Source organism: Acinetobacter sp. VT 511 (genome assembly GCF_001077515.1).
In the GTDB taxonomy this organism is placed as follows: domain Bacteria; phylum Pseudomonadota; class Gammaproteobacteria; order Pseudomonadales; family Moraxellaceae; genus Acinetobacter; species Acinetobacter schindleri.
Window position 1 is genome coordinate 23,171 of the sequence record NZ_LFRE01000095.1, and the last position, 15,683, is coordinate 38,853.

The 15,683-nt window shown below is 37.8% G+C and carries 15 protein-coding genes; all 15 read right to left on the reverse strand.

Annotated features, from left to right (window positions below; all coding sequences use genetic code 11):
• Window positions 1–26: 26 nt before the first annotated feature.
• Complete coding sequence (gene galU, locus ACS72_RS15320) at window positions 27–902, reverse strand: UTP--glucose-1-phosphate uridylyltransferase GalU (protein WP_048882580.1); 876 nt, start codon at window positions 900–902, stop codon at window positions 27–29.
• Window positions 903–915: 13 nt separating this feature from the next.
• Complete coding sequence (locus ACS72_RS15325) at window positions 916–2,790, reverse strand: nucleoside-diphosphate sugar epimerase/dehydratase (RefSeq protein WP_048882581.1); 1,875 nt, start codon at window positions 2,788–2,790, stop codon at window positions 916–918.
• 115 nt (window positions 2,791–2,905) lie between these two features.
• Window positions 2,906–4,081: a DegT/DnrJ/EryC1/StrS aminotransferase family protein gene (locus tag ACS72_RS15330; RefSeq protein ID WP_048882582.1), complete on the reverse strand. Its 1,176-nt coding sequence runs from the start codon at window positions 4,079–4,081 to the stop codon at window positions 2,906–2,908.
• A gap of 31 nt (window positions 4,082–4,112) precedes the next feature.
• Window positions 4,113–4,766 (reverse strand): NeuD/PglB/VioB family sugar acetyltransferase, encoded by a 654-nt coding sequence (locus ACS72_RS15335; protein ID WP_048882583.1) that lies wholly within the window; start codon window positions 4,764–4,766, stop codon window positions 4,113–4,115.
• Window positions 4,766–5,374 carry a sugar transferase gene (locus ACS72_RS15340; protein ID WP_048882584.1) on the reverse strand — a complete coding sequence of 203 codons (609 nt, stop codon included), beginning with the start codon at window positions 5,372–5,374 and terminating at the stop codon, window positions 4,766–4,768. Before ACS72_RS15340 ends, ACS72_RS15335 begins: the two co-directional genes overlap by 1 nt.
• Window positions 5,375–6,517 carry a glycosyltransferase family 4 protein gene (locus tag ACS72_RS15345; protein WP_048882585.1) on the reverse strand — a complete coding sequence of 381 codons (1,143 nt, stop codon included), beginning with the start codon at window positions 6,515–6,517 and terminating at the stop codon, window positions 5,375–5,377.
• The gene (locus ACS72_RS15350) at window positions 6,514–7,656 is read right to left on the reverse strand and encodes a hypothetical protein (protein ID WP_048882586.1); all 1,143 of its coding nucleotides are present in this window, start codon (window positions 7,654–7,656) and stop codon (window positions 6,514–6,516) included. Before ACS72_RS15350 ends, ACS72_RS15345 begins: the two co-directional genes overlap by 4 nt.
• A gap of 287 nt (window positions 7,657–7,943) precedes the next feature.
• Window positions 7,944–9,035, reverse strand: coding sequence for a glycosyltransferase (locus ACS72_RS15355; protein ID WP_048882587.1), 1,092 nt, complete (start codon window positions 9,033–9,035; stop codon window positions 7,944–7,946).
• Window positions 9,036–9,039: 4 nt separating this feature from the next.
• A complete protein-coding gene (locus ACS72_RS15360) occupies window positions 9,040–10,185 on the reverse strand; it encodes a glycosyltransferase family 4 protein (protein ID WP_048882588.1) in 1,146 nt (381 codons plus the stop codon).
• Window positions 10,172–10,726, reverse strand: coding sequence for a serine O-acetyltransferase (locus tag ACS72_RS15365; RefSeq protein WP_053215405.1), 555 nt, complete (start codon window positions 10,724–10,726; stop codon window positions 10,172–10,174). The genes ACS72_RS15360 and ACS72_RS15365 overlap by 14 nt, the downstream gene beginning before the upstream one ends.
• Complete coding sequence (locus ACS72_RS15370; protein ID WP_048882589.1) at window positions 10,723–12,015, reverse strand: lipopolysaccharide biosynthesis protein; 1,293 nt, start codon at window positions 12,013–12,015, stop codon at window positions 10,723–10,725. The genes ACS72_RS15365 and ACS72_RS15370 overlap by 4 nt, the downstream gene beginning before the upstream one ends.
• 3 nt (window positions 12,016–12,018) lie before the next feature.
• Window positions 12,019–13,104, reverse strand: a complete 1,086-nt coding sequence (locus ACS72_RS15375; protein WP_048882590.1) for a DegT/DnrJ/EryC1/StrS aminotransferase family protein — start codon at window positions 13,102–13,104, stop codon at window positions 12,019–12,021.
• The gene (gene wbpD, locus ACS72_RS15380; protein WP_048882591.1) at window positions 13,101–13,688 is read right to left on the reverse strand and encodes a UDP-2-acetamido-3-amino-2,3-dideoxy-D-glucuronate N-acetyltransferase; all 588 of its coding nucleotides are present in this window, start codon (window positions 13,686–13,688) and stop codon (window positions 13,101–13,103) included. The genes ACS72_RS15375 and wbpD overlap by 4 nt, the downstream gene beginning before the upstream one ends.
• A 15-nt stretch (window positions 13,689–13,703) precedes the next feature.
• The gene (locus ACS72_RS15385; RefSeq protein ID WP_048882633.1) at window positions 13,704–14,651 is read right to left on the reverse strand and encodes a Gfo/Idh/MocA family protein; all 948 of its coding nucleotides are present in this window, start codon (window positions 14,649–14,651) and stop codon (window positions 13,704–13,706) included.
• Window positions 14,652–14,663: 12 nt separating this feature from the next.
• A complete protein-coding gene (locus tag ACS72_RS15390; protein ID WP_048882592.1) occupies window positions 14,664–15,683 on the reverse strand; it encodes an NAD-dependent epimerase/dehydratase family protein in 1,020 nt (339 codons plus the stop codon).

Here is a 15,683-nt window from a genome sequence, read left to right on the forward strand (position 1 = left end):
ATCCTTGTTATTGTTAAAGTCTGTATTTAGAGCGTCAGTTCTTGAATCAGGGCTTTAAAGGACTCACCCAGTACCGGATGATCCACACCATAGTGCAATACAGCTTTGAGATAACCCAGTTTACTGCCACAGTCAAAGGTCTGGCCTTTCATGCGATAGGCCTCTACCGTATCAGTCTGCTGTAACATGGCAATCGCATCGGTCAGCTGGATTTCATTGCCTGCACCACGTGGGGTCTGTTCCAGTAACTGCATGATTTTTGCCGGCAGGATATAACGACCCACTACCGATAAATTTGAAGGCGCCGTTCCCACCGCCGGCTTTTCTACAATACCTTGCATCACGATGCTTTGTCCTTCAGCAGGTGATTCTGCGACATCCACAATGCCATACTGATCCACCAGATGATCCGGTACGGCTTCGACCATAATCTGCGAAGCTTGTGATTCATTAAAGCGTTGAATCATCAGGCTTAAATCATTTTCTGTGCCTGAGTCTTTGACCAATACATCTGGAAGTAGCACAGCAAAGTCTTCTTGACCCACTACTGCTTTGGCACAGAGCACGGCATGACCTAAACCAAGGGGTTGTGGTTGACGTACGCTGATCACGCTGACATGTGGCGGCAGAATTTCAGTGATTTCCTTAAGCAGATCAAATTTCTTTTTTTGCTCCAAGGTGGTTTCCAGCTCAAAACTACGGTCAAAATAGTTTTCAATCGAGGCCTTAGAGCTATGGGTGACCAGAATAATCTGTTCAATCCCCGCAGCGACCGCTTCTTTCACCACATATTCAATCGCTGGACGGTCCACCACCGTTACCATTTCTTTAGGAATAGATTTGCTGGCTGGGAGAAACCGGGTACCCAAACCTGCGACTGGCAAAATGGCTTTCTTAATCATAAATAAACTTCACTTAATTAACTTTAATTTCTTTACCACGTTGATAGCCATCAACATAATATTCAAGCTGTGACAAGGCCCAGTCAATATCTGCCTGCATGGCAGAAAGTTCCTGCATTTTATCAAACACTTGTGTAATTTCCTGTAACGGAACGTGTTTTTCAAATGATCTTAGAATACGACTGTGTGATGTAAGCTCAGTATTTTCCTGATCAATCAGCAATTCTTCATACAGCTTTTCACCTGGACGCAAACCGGCATATTGAATTGCAATATCCCCCTCCGGATGCTGCTCATCACGAACTTTCAACCCACTCAAAGCAATCATTTGACGGGCCAGATCCTGAATACGCACCGGCTCCCCCATATCTAGCAGGAATACATCGCCGCCCACGCCCAAGGCACCGGCCTGAATGACCAGCTGTGAAGCCTCCGGAATGGTCATAAAGTAGCGGGTCACATCTGGATGAGTCACGGTAATCGGCCCACCCTTAAGAATCTGCTGTTTAAACAGCGGTACCACCGATCCCGAAGAACCGAGCACATTGCCGAAACGGACGATACTGATCTGGGTCTGCTGTTGCGCCTCTGCCATCGCCTGACAGTAAAGTTCTGCCATACGCTTGGTCGCACCCATGACATTGGTCGGACGTACCGCTTTATCGGTTGAGATCAGCACAAAGGTTTCTACACCTTTTTTCACCGCAGCATTCACGCTGAAGGCCGTTCCTACTGCATTGTTTTTCAGGCCCGCTAGCGGATTACACTCGACCAGCGGTACATGCTTATACGCTGCCGCATGATAGACGGTTTGTACTGCATACTGCTCAATCACACGTTCCAGTTTTTGCTGATCCAGCACCGAGCCCAGAATCGGAATAATCTCACACTGAGACATTAAACGTAGTTCTTTATCAATGTTATACAGGGCAAACTCGGTTAATTCAAAAATAACGATTTTTACCGGCTGGTTTTTCACAATCTGCCGGCACAGCTCCGAACCAATCGAGCCGCCTGCACCGGTGACCATCACCACTTTATCTTGAATATTTCTGGCCAGAAGCTCCGGCACTGGGGGCACCGGATCCCGCCCCAGCAAGTCAATAATATCGACTTCCTGAATATCAGAAATACGGATTTCACCATCGACCAGTTTAGTCAACCCCGGAATTTCGGTAATTTTTAAATGTGCCGGTTCCAAAAATTTAATGATTTCACTTTTGCGGACCCGCCCGACCGAGGGCAAGGCAATCAGGATTTCATCAATTTTTTGCTTACGCATGAGCTTGAGGGCGGTCTGGGCGTCATAGACTTTGAGTCGACCCAGCTGCTGTCCAGTCAATGAGCGTTTGTCATCAATAAACATGACGGGTAAATGCGCATTAGAACGATAAAGTGCAGCAGCAACCTGTTGGCCTGCATGACCCGCGCCATAAATCGCAATGCGTTTTTTCTGTACATCGGCCTGCAAATAAGAACGGATAATAAAGCGGATGATGCCACGGCTAAACCAGATCCAGGCAAACATCATAAAGCCAAACATCAGCGGAATAGAGGTCGGAATAAAGGCTGGAGTAAAATAAGCCAGCGCATACAGGCCAGCGACAGTCAAGGCAGTCGCCAGTCCCATTTTGATCATAAACACTTCATTATACGTACGGACAATGAAGCGGTAGACCCCACAGACAAAAAGCGATGCAACTGCAATCACACTCACCCAAATTGCACCAAAAGCCAGATTAGGCACGACCTCTGCGCCTAAATCAAAAAGGCGAATAGCATAACATAGCCAGATCAAGACTGGAAAAGCACAGAAATCCAGAATAATTAAAAATGCAAGTTTGGCAGCTCGTGGTGATTCTACGAAAGGCGTAATGATCGATTTCACTGGGTACCTTGTCTCAATTCTAATAAATTTTTAATGCATCACGATTTTATTGGTAATTTAAAGTGATATCTCATAGAGAAATGCACCGAATTCGGTGCACTTATCTTGCAAAAGTTTAAACAACTATTCTATTAATGACCTGTTGAATTGCCGTCACAGTTTTGTTAATACTTTCATCACTTAAAGTCGGATGAACTAAAAACATCAGACTGGTTTCACCCAATTGCTGCGCATTTTTTAAACGCTGTGCTGGACGCCATGGCGTGCCATCAAACGCATGCTCGAGATAAACTTCTGAACAGGAGCCACTGAAACAAGGCACATTCTGTGCACTGATTTCCTGCATGATCCGGTCACGTGACCAGCCTTCAGGCAAAGCCTCGATATTGACCTGCACATAACATTTATAGGCAGCATGCACATAATCATCGGATGGACGATGAACGCTAAAATACGGACTGTCTGCAAATGCCGCATAAATTTTTTTCATATGGGCTAGGCGTTTTGTGGTCCATTCCGGCATTTTTTTCAGCTGGATACGGCCGATCACAGCCTGCATTTCCATCATGCGCCAGTTGGTGCCAAAGGAGTCATGCAGCCAGCGGAAACCCGGTGGATGCTGCTTGTTATAGATGCTGTCAAAGTTCTTACCATGGTCTTTATAGGACCACATTTTTTTCCACAGGGTTTCGTCATTGGTGGTGACCATACCGCCTTCACCGCCTGTCGTCATAATCTTGTCCTGACAGAAGGACCAGGCCGCAACATGACCGATTGAACCGGCAGATTTACCTTTGTATTTCGCGCCATGCGCCTGTGCACAGTCTTCAATCACATACAGGCCTTTATCGGCAGCCAGCTGCATGATCGCATCCATGTCGCACATCCAGCCCGCCAGATGCACACAGATAATGGCCTTGGTATTTGGTGTCAGTACTGCTTCAATAGTTTGAGCAGAAATATTCTGTGAATCCAGTTCAACATCGGCAAACACCGGATTTGCGCCAGCCGTTACAATGGAGCTGGCAGAAGCTAAAAAAGTACGAGAAGTGACAATCACATCATCCTCTGCGCCAATGCCTAATGCCTTGAGTGCGACATCCAGCGCGACCGTTCCATTGGCTAAAGCCACTGCATATTTGGTTTCTGCAAACCGGGCAAATTCTTTTTCAAATTCACGGCATTCCTGTCCGGTCCAGTAATTGACTTTATTCGACAACAAAACCCGGGAAACCGCATCCGCTTCTTCCTGGGTAAAACTTGGCCATGGTTCAAATGCAGTATTTAGCATGATGTTTCCTGAATTTTTAAAATTTAAAAACTTATTTTTTCTCTAGAATTCGTGCCGGATTGCCAATAACCGTTACACCCGGTGGAACGCTTTTGGTGACTACAGCACCCATACCCACTACCGCACCCTTGCCAATGACCAAAGGTTTGTCGGGTGTACCCTGTTTGATCACCGCACCTGTACCAATATAGGCATGATCTTCGATATGGATATTGCCATTACATTTCACCCCGGGAGCAAAGGTGACGTAATCGCCAATGATGCAGTCATGAGCGACATAGCTATAAATATTGGCATGAAAGAATTTTCCAATTTTGATATTAGATGTCAGACAAGTGAAAGGACAAAGTAAGCTCCCTTCACCAATATGCACCTCATCTAGAATAACTGTATTGCCTGCATGAACATCTAAATGCTGAATCTGATCTTCATTTAAACGCTGAACCAGTTTTTCACGAACTTGACTATTCGCGATAGCAATGGTTACAGCCTTATGTGTATTTGGTTGGGCGACGAAATCCTGATAACTTAAAATGGCATAGTCATTTAAAATATTGCCAGCTTGACCATCATCAATAAAAACAAAGTTATCTTTAGCTAAAGTTGGAAACTTTTGGCGAACCAATGGCATAACTTCTTTACCAAAACCACTTGCACCATAAACACCAATATATAAAGTTGCCATTATGTTTCATCCTTGTGTTGTGAACCAGTAAAGCGTGTCATGGTCGCTTCACCCTCGGCACTAATATCATCTTTTGCTAAAACTTTATGTACCGTTTTAAACATGATTTTGAAGTCAAGCCAGATGGACTGATTTTCGACGTACCAGGTATCCAGCTTGAATTTTTCTTCCCAGCCAATGGCATTGCGGCCATTGACCTGCGCGTGACCCGTCATGCCCGGCCGTACATCATGGCGTTTGGCCTGTTCAGGGCTGTAAAGCGGCAAGTATTCCATCAGCAGGGGGCGTGGGCCGACAATACTCATATCGCCTTTAATCACATTCCACAGTTCCGGCATTTCATCCAGACTGGTGGAGCGCAGCATTTGACCAAAAGGCGTTAAACGCTCACTGTCCGGCAATGGATTACCCTGCTCGTCCACAGCATCTTTCATGGTGCGGAATTTGATCATTTCAAAGGGCTTGCCATGTAAACCGGGACGCACCTGACGAAATAACACAGGCGAGCCTAAATTCTTTTTTACTTTGTAAGCAACAAATGCATAAAGTGGTGAAAGCAGGATCAGGGCTATGGAGGCGATGATAATATCGAGAAGGCGTTTTAGCATTTAGATCAAACCCATTTCTTGCATCATATGTGTGTTTACCTGATGTACATCGTATTTATGAAGTGCGATTTCTCGGGAGCGACTTCCCATTTTAGCGATCAGCTCTGGCTGAAGAATGAGTTTCTCCATTGCTTTTACTAAACTTTCTACGGATTTTACTTCAACCAGAAAGCCGTTATCGCCATCGGTAACAGTTTCACGACAACCTGGTGCATCCGCGGTTATAATTGCCCGGCCCATTGCCATGGCTTCTAGAACTGTACGGGGTGTGCCTTCACGATACGACGGCAACACATACACCGAGCTTTCTGCAATTGCAGGACGAACATCGGATAGTTTCCCCCAGTAGTTTAATGTATTACCGGCTATCCATTGATCCAATTCTTGCTGGCGAATGGCCGAAGGATTTTCATCAATCCAGCCCACCAGATTAAATTCTACATGCGGATATTTATGTTTGATAATTTTTGCTGCTTCGGCATATTCACGGACACCTTTATCTACCAGTAAACGTGCAATCAACAAGAAGGATATTTTAATTTTTTGATCAGCAGTTAGAGTCAAAGGCAAGACATTGAAGTCGGCAACATTAACCCCGGAACCATTCACTACTACTGTGGGCGTTTGAACGGTTAAAAGCTTTAAATCCTGAAAAAGTTTTAAGTCATCCGGATTTTGGAAAAATGCCTTATGACTACGCGACAATGCCTGCTGGTATAAACCATGAACCAGTTTCTGGAAAACACTACGCTTAGTCTCAGTTTCTACATTTTGAAATGCATAGCCTAAACCGGTAATTAAGGCATACCGATTCGGTGCTTTTGCGAGCCACGCGGCGAGTGTTCCATAGATCACCGGTTTGATCGTATAAGATAGGACATAATCAGGTTTGATTTTTTTTATAAGCGTGTACATGCTCCCTAAGGTTTTTAAGTCTGCTAGCGGGTTGGTACCTGTACGCTGCATGGGAATTTCATGTACGCAATAACCTAAATCTAAGAGTTTTTCATGCTCGGCAGGAAAAGAAACTAGATCAGGTGTAATAATATGGATCTCATAGCCTTGCTGATGGATCGCTTCGAGTAACTTTCCACGAAAGTTTAAGACTGAAGGTAAAAAACTGGATATCATTAAGAATTTCATTTTTTAGTACTAATCATATGCCGAGATTGTTTATAGCGATAGAAAGCATAAACCAATAAATAAAGCAAAATAGGCATAAACATCCACTTTTGGCGAGTTGCGATACCTAGGTTTGCTGTTGTAACTGCTAACATACTACAGGTCAAAAAGGCATATATTAGTAACCATGTATTTTTTCCTTCAATAAATGCATTTAACCTAAATTTATTTTTAAATAATATATATATAAATAAAAATAATAGTATTACATTTTCTATACTGGTTAACAAAGCCAAAGGACTATGAGCATCGAAAGGTAAAGGTCTAAATACGTAGGTAAAAATTTGCATTGGATAACTCATAGCTTGCAAATCTATAGAGGAGCCACCCCCTTGATTGGTATTTTGACGTTCATCTACATAACCACCAATACTACTAATAGATGCATCATCTAATCCCACATACCGCTGAATAAAACTTGATGATAAAATCATAATAGATAATATAAGAGGGAAAGTTAAAAACTTAATTAATACAGGTACTTTAGATTTAAAAATAAAATAAATTACGAAAGAAACTAATAGCATAAAAGCGATATGCGGTCTTACTACTAACATACAAATAAAAGCTATAGGTATCAAGAATATTAACTTTTTCATTTTAGCAATTGAGTATAAAAATAAACAAACTGAAAAAAATGAAATCGCATCCTTGCCTAATCCCGCACTCCAAAAACTCAAGGAAGGTAAAAAAATAATTAGATTCCAGAATTTACTTAAACCAAATAAATATTTCTCTAAACAAAAGTATAAAAGTAATAAACCTAATGTGCCTATTAAATTAAAAACTAGAGTGGAATTTAAGTAATTAGCACTTAAATCCTGAGATAAAAAAGAGGTTAAATAAGTAACAAACTCAGTTCCAAATTTAAAATTAAAGCTTTCAACCAACTCTGATCTCAAATAATATCCTTTAGCATCAGCAGGATTATTTATTGTAAAAAAGTAATAAGTAAATGAAAATAAAGTATGCCAAAAAAATATTAAACTAACCATAATAATATTCGATCTCTCAACATAACCTATTACCAAAATAATAATATAACTAAACATTAAAATTGATAAAGTTAACATATATTGATAGAAATCAAACTCAAACATAATTATTTACCCAGATACAATACAGTTCATTTATAAAAAATCTGTAATCTTTCATTCTCTTGTGAAGCCTGCTCGCTCCTGATCCCTAAGGAAAAAGTAACGTTACATACTATTTAAAAAAAATAATAGAAAATAATTTTCTAATTTATGAAAAATATCTAATTGATAGTTAGAAAGTTACTCACTTTTTATCAGTTAAAAAAAAGATAAAATACTTATAACTAATCCATCCAAAAAGTATAATTTTCTTTAAAGTTAATAATAAAATTAGTGATCTTTTAAAGTACTCAATAAATTAATTTTTTATAAAGATCTAACCATGTAGAAGATGATATATCTAAAGAGTAATGATTTAATACTCTTTTTCTAGCCCTCTTTCCCATACTGAAACAACTTTCATCATTTAACATTAAAGCTTTTTTCAAGCCCTCAGCCAATCTGATTGAATTTTTATTTGGTACAAGAATTCCTGCATCTCCCAGAACTTCACTAACGCCCCCACAATCCGTAGCTACTACAATTCTTTCACAAGCCATAGCTTCAGCTACTACTAGGCCAAAACCCTCCCATGCAGAGGGAAGAACAAAAATATCTGACATGGAAAGTAAAGCAGGTATATCCTTACGGATACCTAAGAAAACAATATTATTTTGTAATTTTTTTTCAGAAACAATACTTTCTAAATGGGATTTCAATATCCCATCACCTACGATAAAAATTTTATAATCGATTTCATTATCCAAATTGCTTAATGCGTTAAATAAATTAGGATAATCTTTTTGTGTAGATAAACTACCTACAGCAATAAGTACTTTTGAGTTTTTTCCAATTCCAAAACTATTTCTTAATCTTTCTCTATCCACATCATTAAATTTAAAATATTGAGTATCAATTCCATTATATATAGTTTGAATTTCACACTCCTTAAAAGCTCCTTTGCTTATCAAACTGGCCGTAGCTTCACGACTCACATTCGTATTTATATCAGCTTTAGAGTTTGTTAATTTATATGCAATCATTCTTAGTTTATTACCTTCATTTGAGTTATGTACAGTACATATAAGTTTATTAATTGGTGTTATATATCGGGTTATTCTACAGAGAATATTGGAGTGAAACATATGTGAATGTACAATATCAGGATTGTAATTATTAATTAAGGATCTCAAAGACTTAATACATAATAGTAAATTAAATATTGAATTAAGATTTAATTTTATAATTTCTATTTCTGGCGAAGATGGAAGTGTTTCTGGACTACCAGTTAAATAAACAATTTTTACTGAATGTCCATAACTTATCATTTTATCTGCAATCGTAGTGACGACCTTTTCAGCCCCTCCCACGCCCAAGCCTGTAATTACATATAAAATTTTCATAAAACTACTTTAATCCTACTAATTCAAAAAAACTCTTAACATGATTTTCTATTGAATACTGTTGACTCAAAATTTCAGCTCTTTTTGCTTTTTTGTTCGCTAATTCTCTGTTATTTTTTATTTCAATCAAACATTCAGCTAAAGCCAATGAATCGCCTTGCTTTATAAAGTAAGCACTTTCATCGTCTAAAACTTGTCTGAATATATCATTATCCCAACATATAATTATCTTCCCTGCGGCCATTTGCTCTACTAAAGCATTAGATACACCTCCCCCTCCAAGAAAATTCGTTAAATAAGTTAAAGCTACACACACATCCATTTGCTGCAGAAGCGTTGGCAATTCATTATTAGGAATAGCACCATATAAGTGAACCAGCGGTTTATCCCTATATTTCCCTAGTTTACTCAAATAAGGGCCTTCTCCAATAATATGAAAATCTATATTATTTATATTTTTATTCTGCTCAATAAGGTCAATTACATCTAAAAAACTTTGAATACCTTTCACTTCAGATAATCTGCCTATAAATGCCACCTTAAGTATTTCACTATTATTATAGTTTACTTGATTATTCCATTTTTTTAAATTTATAGAGTTTTTAATAACTGCACACTCAACACCTAAATCCCTATAAAAATTAGCAGTATCATCCCCATTTGCAATAATAATATCAAAGAAATTTTTTATTAAAAATATTTCTATTTTTAATATTAAGTTTTGAGTAAAACTATTTAATCTATACCCTTTTTCTTTAGTGTAAATTGTTCTTAACCATAAAATTTTATTACCACTTACACCTCTTAAAGAATAAGAAAATAATGTAGCTATAGCTTCATTTAAACCACCAACAGCCAACACATCGTTAGATTCCTTTTTCTTAAAAAGAAAATTATATAAGCAAAAAAATATAAAGCCTAAAGAAATAGGTATTTTTTTTAAAGTATGATTGTACTTATAGTGTTTATTGACTAAATGACTATTTTCATTCTCTAATATATTATTTGAACTTGTTTCAAGAGTTATTAGGTTGAATTTAACATTTACATCACTTTTATTAATATAGTTCAAAAAGTTATTTAACCACGTTTCTCTTCCTCCATCACTTACTCCTAGTTTGGACAACATTACTAAATCAATTTTCTTCATTTTTCTCTAATCTCTTTGCTGGTATTCCAACTAAAACTGAATCTTCTATACTGCAGCTTTTATTGACTACTGCATTCGCACCAATTGAACATCCATTAGCAATCTTCACTGATCCGAAAATTTTAGCTCCAGGGCCAATATAACAATTGTCACCAATTACTGGACATAAATTTTTAGCTTCTGCCTCTGAATAAAATCCAGCCTTTCCTCCTATATTTACACCAACATGAATACGGCAATTTTTTCCAATTTTACTATTAGGATTTACTATAATATCTCCATAATGAACTATACATAATCCATAATTAAAAACATTAGGAGGTATTGAAAACCCCAACTTCAAAGATAATCGATAATAATATATTTTAAATAAGTGACGCCAAATAGAATCTCTATTAATCAAAAACTCATAAAATCTTAAAGCAATATGAAACCTAATCAATGGATTTATCAATAGAATCCATTTAAATTTTAGTTTTCTTTGACTTAAATCTTCCCTAATAAAAAATTTTAAATCATTAAAGCTAACTAATTTATTCATATTAACTCTCGCTCATCTCTATAAACTACGCTCAATATAAAAACTAGATATATTAAATAAAAAACAAACCCAGATAATAAAAAATACTCAATCATATAATTGGATATAGTAAATCCTATTGTAATCAAGCCTAACACTCTAATAACAAAACCAAAAAAATGTAATAACATTGCTATTTTTTGTTTTCCTATAACATGTAATGCCATTGCTATTGGCGAAGATAATAGCTGCATTAATATCCACGGTACTAAGAAAATTGCTATTTCACCTGCTGCAGCCCACTGTTTACCAAAAATAATTGCGAAAAGATAATATGATCCTACGCCCATTAAAAATACTGGCAACCAACTAATTTTTAATATTTTTTTTACGATTTTAATACTATATTCAAATAATTTTTTATTATTATAATGTTCTGGAGCATTAGCCAAATAAACTTGTGCTATAGCATTTCCTATTAGGCTCATAGGTATAGTCATAACCTTCATTGCTAGAAAAATGTAACCAGTTTCAGGTCCGAGGAAGAAAATTCCTATAATAACTAAAGGAAGCTGCATACTTGAACTATGTGCCAATGCTTCCAATGTAGAATATTTAGGAAATTTATCATATTTCTCAAAGTCTAATTTAATATCTTTTAAACTAATATTATTAACAGTTATATTTTTTTCTTTATTAAAACCCTTAATCAATTTTAACAATCCAGAACTATAATTAACAATTTGACCAATTATTAATCCTAAAACTCCACCTCCTAGTATACCCATTAAGACTTGTACAGCAGAGCTACTAATTGACTGGAATACTCTTGTCTTTGCTATATCCTTAAATTTCTTCTTACGTGTATACCAAAATTGAAAAGTATTATATAATCCTGCTAAAAAGAAACCAACTGGAACCAACCAAATAAATTTAATAAAATCTTTATTATTTATTATATTATCGATAGTTTCTTTAAATAAAATTATACAAAATATTAAAAGTGCAGTTAAGAAAATATTACTTAACAAGCATAATATTAATAAATTTATTGCAGTCTTATCATTCTTTGGAATTGGAATAGCAATTTCAAAACGAAGACAACTTATAACAACTAGTGTACCCAATAGAGCAGTATATATAGCAAAAACTGAAAACTCTTGTGGGGTATATAATCTAGTTAATATAGGTAAAGTTAATATTCCTAAAACTTGCGCAAAAGCTGTCCCCCCTGCTAATACAGAAACAGCTTTTAAAAAACCCTCCTGAGCATTTAACTTTGTATTAATTTTATCAAGAACATTTTTCAAAACTTACTTACTCAAAAATGCTGCAACAACTTTTTCTTTAGAATTCAAAGTCAAATAAGGATGCATCGGCAAACTCATCACACGCTCAGCCACAGCATCACCGACAGGTAAAGCTGCATTGGGGTCTGCTACAGCAGGTTGCTTATTGAGCGGAATTGGATAATGTACAGCAGTAGGGATACCCTCAGCTTTAAGCTTTGCCTGTACCTGATCACGATTTTCTACCTGAATGGTATATTGTGCCCACGCACTACTATTATGCTGTTCAACAAATGGTGTCGTTAAAACACCCGCTTCATTAAATAACTTTGTATAAGTATCCGCTACATGCTGCCGTGCTTGCATTTCATCATCCAAAATTGCTAGTTTTGGTAAAAGAATCGCAGCTTGTATGGTATCTAATCGACTATTCACTCCGACACGAATATGGTGATAGCGACGATCCTGCCCATGACGTGCAATTTGACGAATTACTTTTGCCAGTTCTTCATCATTGGTAAAAATAGCACCGCCATCCCCATAGCAACCTAAAGGCTTACTTGGGAAAAAGCTGGTACAAGCCACTGTACTTAAATTACAACTTTTGCGCCCTTTATAAGTAGCACCAAAACTTTGGGCTGCATCTTCAATCACAGGAAGGTTATATTTAGCTGCAATAGTATTAATGGCATCAAAGTCAGCACATTGACCATATAAACTGACAGGAATAATTGCTTTAGTGCGTGGTGTAATAGCAGTTTCGAGTTTTTCTATATCCAGATTATATGTTTTGGGGTTTACATCTACATATACTGGCGTTGCACCCAATACAGCAACTGTTTCAGCCGTTGCAATATAAGTAAAACCAGGGGTAATTACCTCATCACCAGGTCCAATACCAAATGCCATTTGGGCAATTTGCAAGGCATCCGTACCATTGGCACAGGTAATACAGCATTTTGCACCTACATAAGCTGCCAGTTTTTCTTCGAGTTCAGCAACTTCCGGCCCTAAAATATACTGACCATGCGCCAATACCCGCTGAATACCCGCGTCAATTTCAGCCTTGATACGTAACTGCTGTGCTTTTAAGTCAATAAATTCAATCATACTCCAACCTGCTCTTTCGTTACAACCTTACCGTTTAAACGATAAATTGCACCCGTGTGTTCACACGCGACTTGTGCTTCCCCTTCCAGAGGCAAATCCAACTGCTCACCAAACTCACTCATCCAGCCAATTTGTTTTGCAGGAACCCCCACCATCAGTGCATAAGCAGGTACATCTTTATTGACAACTGCACCCGCGCCAACAAAAGAGTATTCTCCAATGATTACACCACACACAATGGTGCAGTTAGCACCTAAAGTTGCACCTTTTTTCACTAAGGTATTCCGGTATTCATCTTTGCGCTCGATTAAAGAGCGTGGATTATAGACATTGGTAAAGACCATGCTTGGCCCACAAAATACACCTTCTTCCAAAGTGACATTGTCATAGACTGAAACATTATTTTGTACCTTACAATAATCCCCAATAATGACTTTATTACCGACAAAAACATTTTGACCTAAAGATACACCCTGACCAATTCTGGCCCCCCCACACACATGGACAAAATGCCAGACACGAGAGCTCTCACCAATTTGAGCACCCTCATCGACAATTGCACTTTCATGCTTGAAATAACTCATGAGCAATTATCCTTATTATTTATTGTTTAAAAATGGATGGAAGTCACCTGTTAAACCAATTGGAGCAGCATCACGAATAAAAGAAACCGTAGATATCGCGGTACGATTTTCTTCTAACCCAAAGCCTCGACCAGCTAAAATTTCTTCATAACTACGGTTATGCAAATCTGTAAATCCGCCTGAAAACTCTATTTCTTCGCCATCTACAGTAATGGAACGAAAAGTTCTTTGCCCTTTTGCTTGAATATCTGCTGGTACATCCTCGATATCTACAGATAAAAACCAGCGCACTCGTGCATTTGCATATTCTAAATATCCAGCAGCTTTTGTATCAGATACATGATGTACAATATTATTTTGTAATTCACCAAATACAAAATGCAACATATCAAAAAAATGCACACCAATATTTGTTGCAATACCACCAGATTTTTTGATGTCACCCTTCCAGGATTGTAAATACCATTTACCACGTGAAGTAATATATGTTAAATCAACCTCATATTTTTTATCTTTAGCTTCTGATTTAACTTTTTCCTTCAAAGCAATAATTGCAGGGTGAACCCGTAGCTGTAAAATTGTATTTACTTTACGACCTGTATCTTTTTCTATATCTAATAGCCCATCAATGTTCCAAGGATTTAGAACCAATGGCTTTTCACAAATTGCATCTGCACCACTACGTAAAGCAAAACGCATATGAGAATCATGCAAATAATTAGGTGAACAAATAGACACATATTCAATACGATTGGCAGCCGATTGACGATGCAACTTATCTACATGTCGATCAAACCTCTCAAACTCGGTAAAAAAATGAGCTGTAGGAAAATGACTATCAATAATACCAACTGAATCATTTGGGTCATATGCTGCAACTAGATCATTACCAGTTGCTTTAATAGCTTGCATGTGACGTGGTGCGATATAACCTGCAGCGCCAATAAGTGCAAATTTTTTCATTTTCATCATCTCTTAATTGTTTACATACCAAGTCATCGCTACGTCAATTCCATCTTTGATAGAATAATTTGCCTGATAACTCAATAAACGGTTAATTTTTTGAATACTTGCTTGTGAATGTCGAACATCCCCTGCCCGAAAATCACGATACACAGGCTCTTTAGTATAAGTCACACCATTTTCATGTAATGCAGCTTTAATGGCATTAAACAAATCATTTAGCGTGGTGCGATCTCCAACTGCTACATTATAGACCTGATTTTTAGCTTCATCATTTTGCGTAGTTGCAGCTAGAATATTGGCTTGCACTGTATTTTCAATAAAACAGAAATCACGACTGGTTTCACCATCACCATTAATAAAGACATCATCACCGACAATCATGGCTGCTGTCCATTTTGGAATGACTGCAGCATAGGCCCCATTCGGGTCCTGACGCTTGCCGAAGACGTTGAAATAACGCAAACCAATCGTTTTAAAGCCATAGGTTCGGGCAAAGACTTCAGCATACAGCTCATTTACATATTTGGTGACAGCATAAGGCGAAATTGGCTTACCGATATTTTCTTCGACTTTAGGCAGTGCCGGATGATCACCATAAGTTGAACTGCTTGCGGCATAGGTAAAGCTTTTTACCTCTGCATCACGTGCAGCGGTCAGCATATTTAAAAAGCCAGTAATATTGGCTGCATTAGTCGTAATCGGGTCAGCAATCGAACGTGGTACAGAGCCTAAAGCAGCTTGATGCAAGGCATAGTCAACACCCGCACATACTTTCTGGCAGTCTGCAAAATTACGAATATCACCTTCATAAAACTTGAATTTTGCCCACTGTTCAGGTGTCACGAGACTTTGCACTTCATCCAGATTATGCTGATGACCTGTAGCAAAATTGTCCAGACCCACCACATTTTGGTTCAGCTTTAACAAGGCTTCCAGTAAATTTGAGCCAATAAAGCCTGCTACACCGGTAATTAACCAAGTTTTTGGGGCTTGTAGTAATTGCTCGCATACAGCTTGATATTGGCTCAT

Excerpts from the sequence above, each read along its gene's own strand:
- ACS72_RS15360 (WP_048882588.1), bottom strand. The coding sequence starts at position 10,185 with ATGAAGAAAATTGATTTAGTAATGTTGTCCAAACTAGGAGTAAGTGAT.
- ACS72_RS15355 (WP_048882587.1), bottom strand. The coding sequence starts at position 9,035 with ATGAAAATTTTATATGTAATTACAGGCTTGGGCGTGGGAGGGGCTGAA.
- ACS72_RS15340 (WP_048882584.1), bottom strand. The coding sequence starts at position 5,374 with ATGCTAAAACGCCTTCTCGATATTATCATCGCCTCCATAGCCCTGATC.
- ACS72_RS15335 (WP_048882583.1), bottom strand. The coding sequence starts at position 4,766 with ATGGCAACTTTATATATTGGTGTTTATGGTGCAAGTGGTTTTGGTAAA.
- wbpD (WP_048882591.1), bottom strand. The coding sequence starts at position 13,688 with ATGAGTTATTTCAAGCATGAAAGTGCAATTGTCGATGAGGGTGCTCAA.
- ACS72_RS15345 (WP_048882585.1), bottom strand. The coding sequence starts at position 6,517 with ATGAAATTCTTAATGATATCCAGTTTTTTACCTTCAGTCTTAAACTTT.
- ACS72_RS15365 (WP_053215405.1), bottom strand. The coding sequence starts at position 10,726 with ATGAATAAATTAGTTAGCTTTAATGATTTAAAATTTTTTATTAGGGAA.
- ACS72_RS15375 (WP_048882590.1), bottom strand. The coding sequence starts at position 13,104 with ATGATTGAATTTATTGACTTAAAAGCACAGCAGTTACGTATCAAGGCT.
- ACS72_RS15330 (WP_048882582.1), bottom strand. The coding sequence starts at position 4,081 with ATGCTAAATACTGCATTTGAACCATGGCCAAGTTTTACCCAGGAAGAA.
- ACS72_RS15385 (WP_048882633.1), bottom strand. The coding sequence starts at position 14,651 with ATGAAAAAATTTGCACTTATTGGCGCTGCAGGTTATATCGCACCACGT.
- galU (WP_048882580.1), bottom strand. The coding sequence starts at position 902 with ATGATTAAGAAAGCCATTTTGCCAGTCGCAGGTTTGGGTACCCGGTTT.
- ACS72_RS15350 (WP_048882586.1), bottom strand. The coding sequence starts at position 7,656 with ATGTTTGAGTTTGATTTCTATCAATATATGTTAACTTTATCAATTTTA.
- ACS72_RS15390 (WP_048882592.1), bottom strand. The coding sequence starts at position 15,683 with ATGAGCCAATATCAAGCTGTATGCGAGCAATTACTACAAGCCCCAAAA.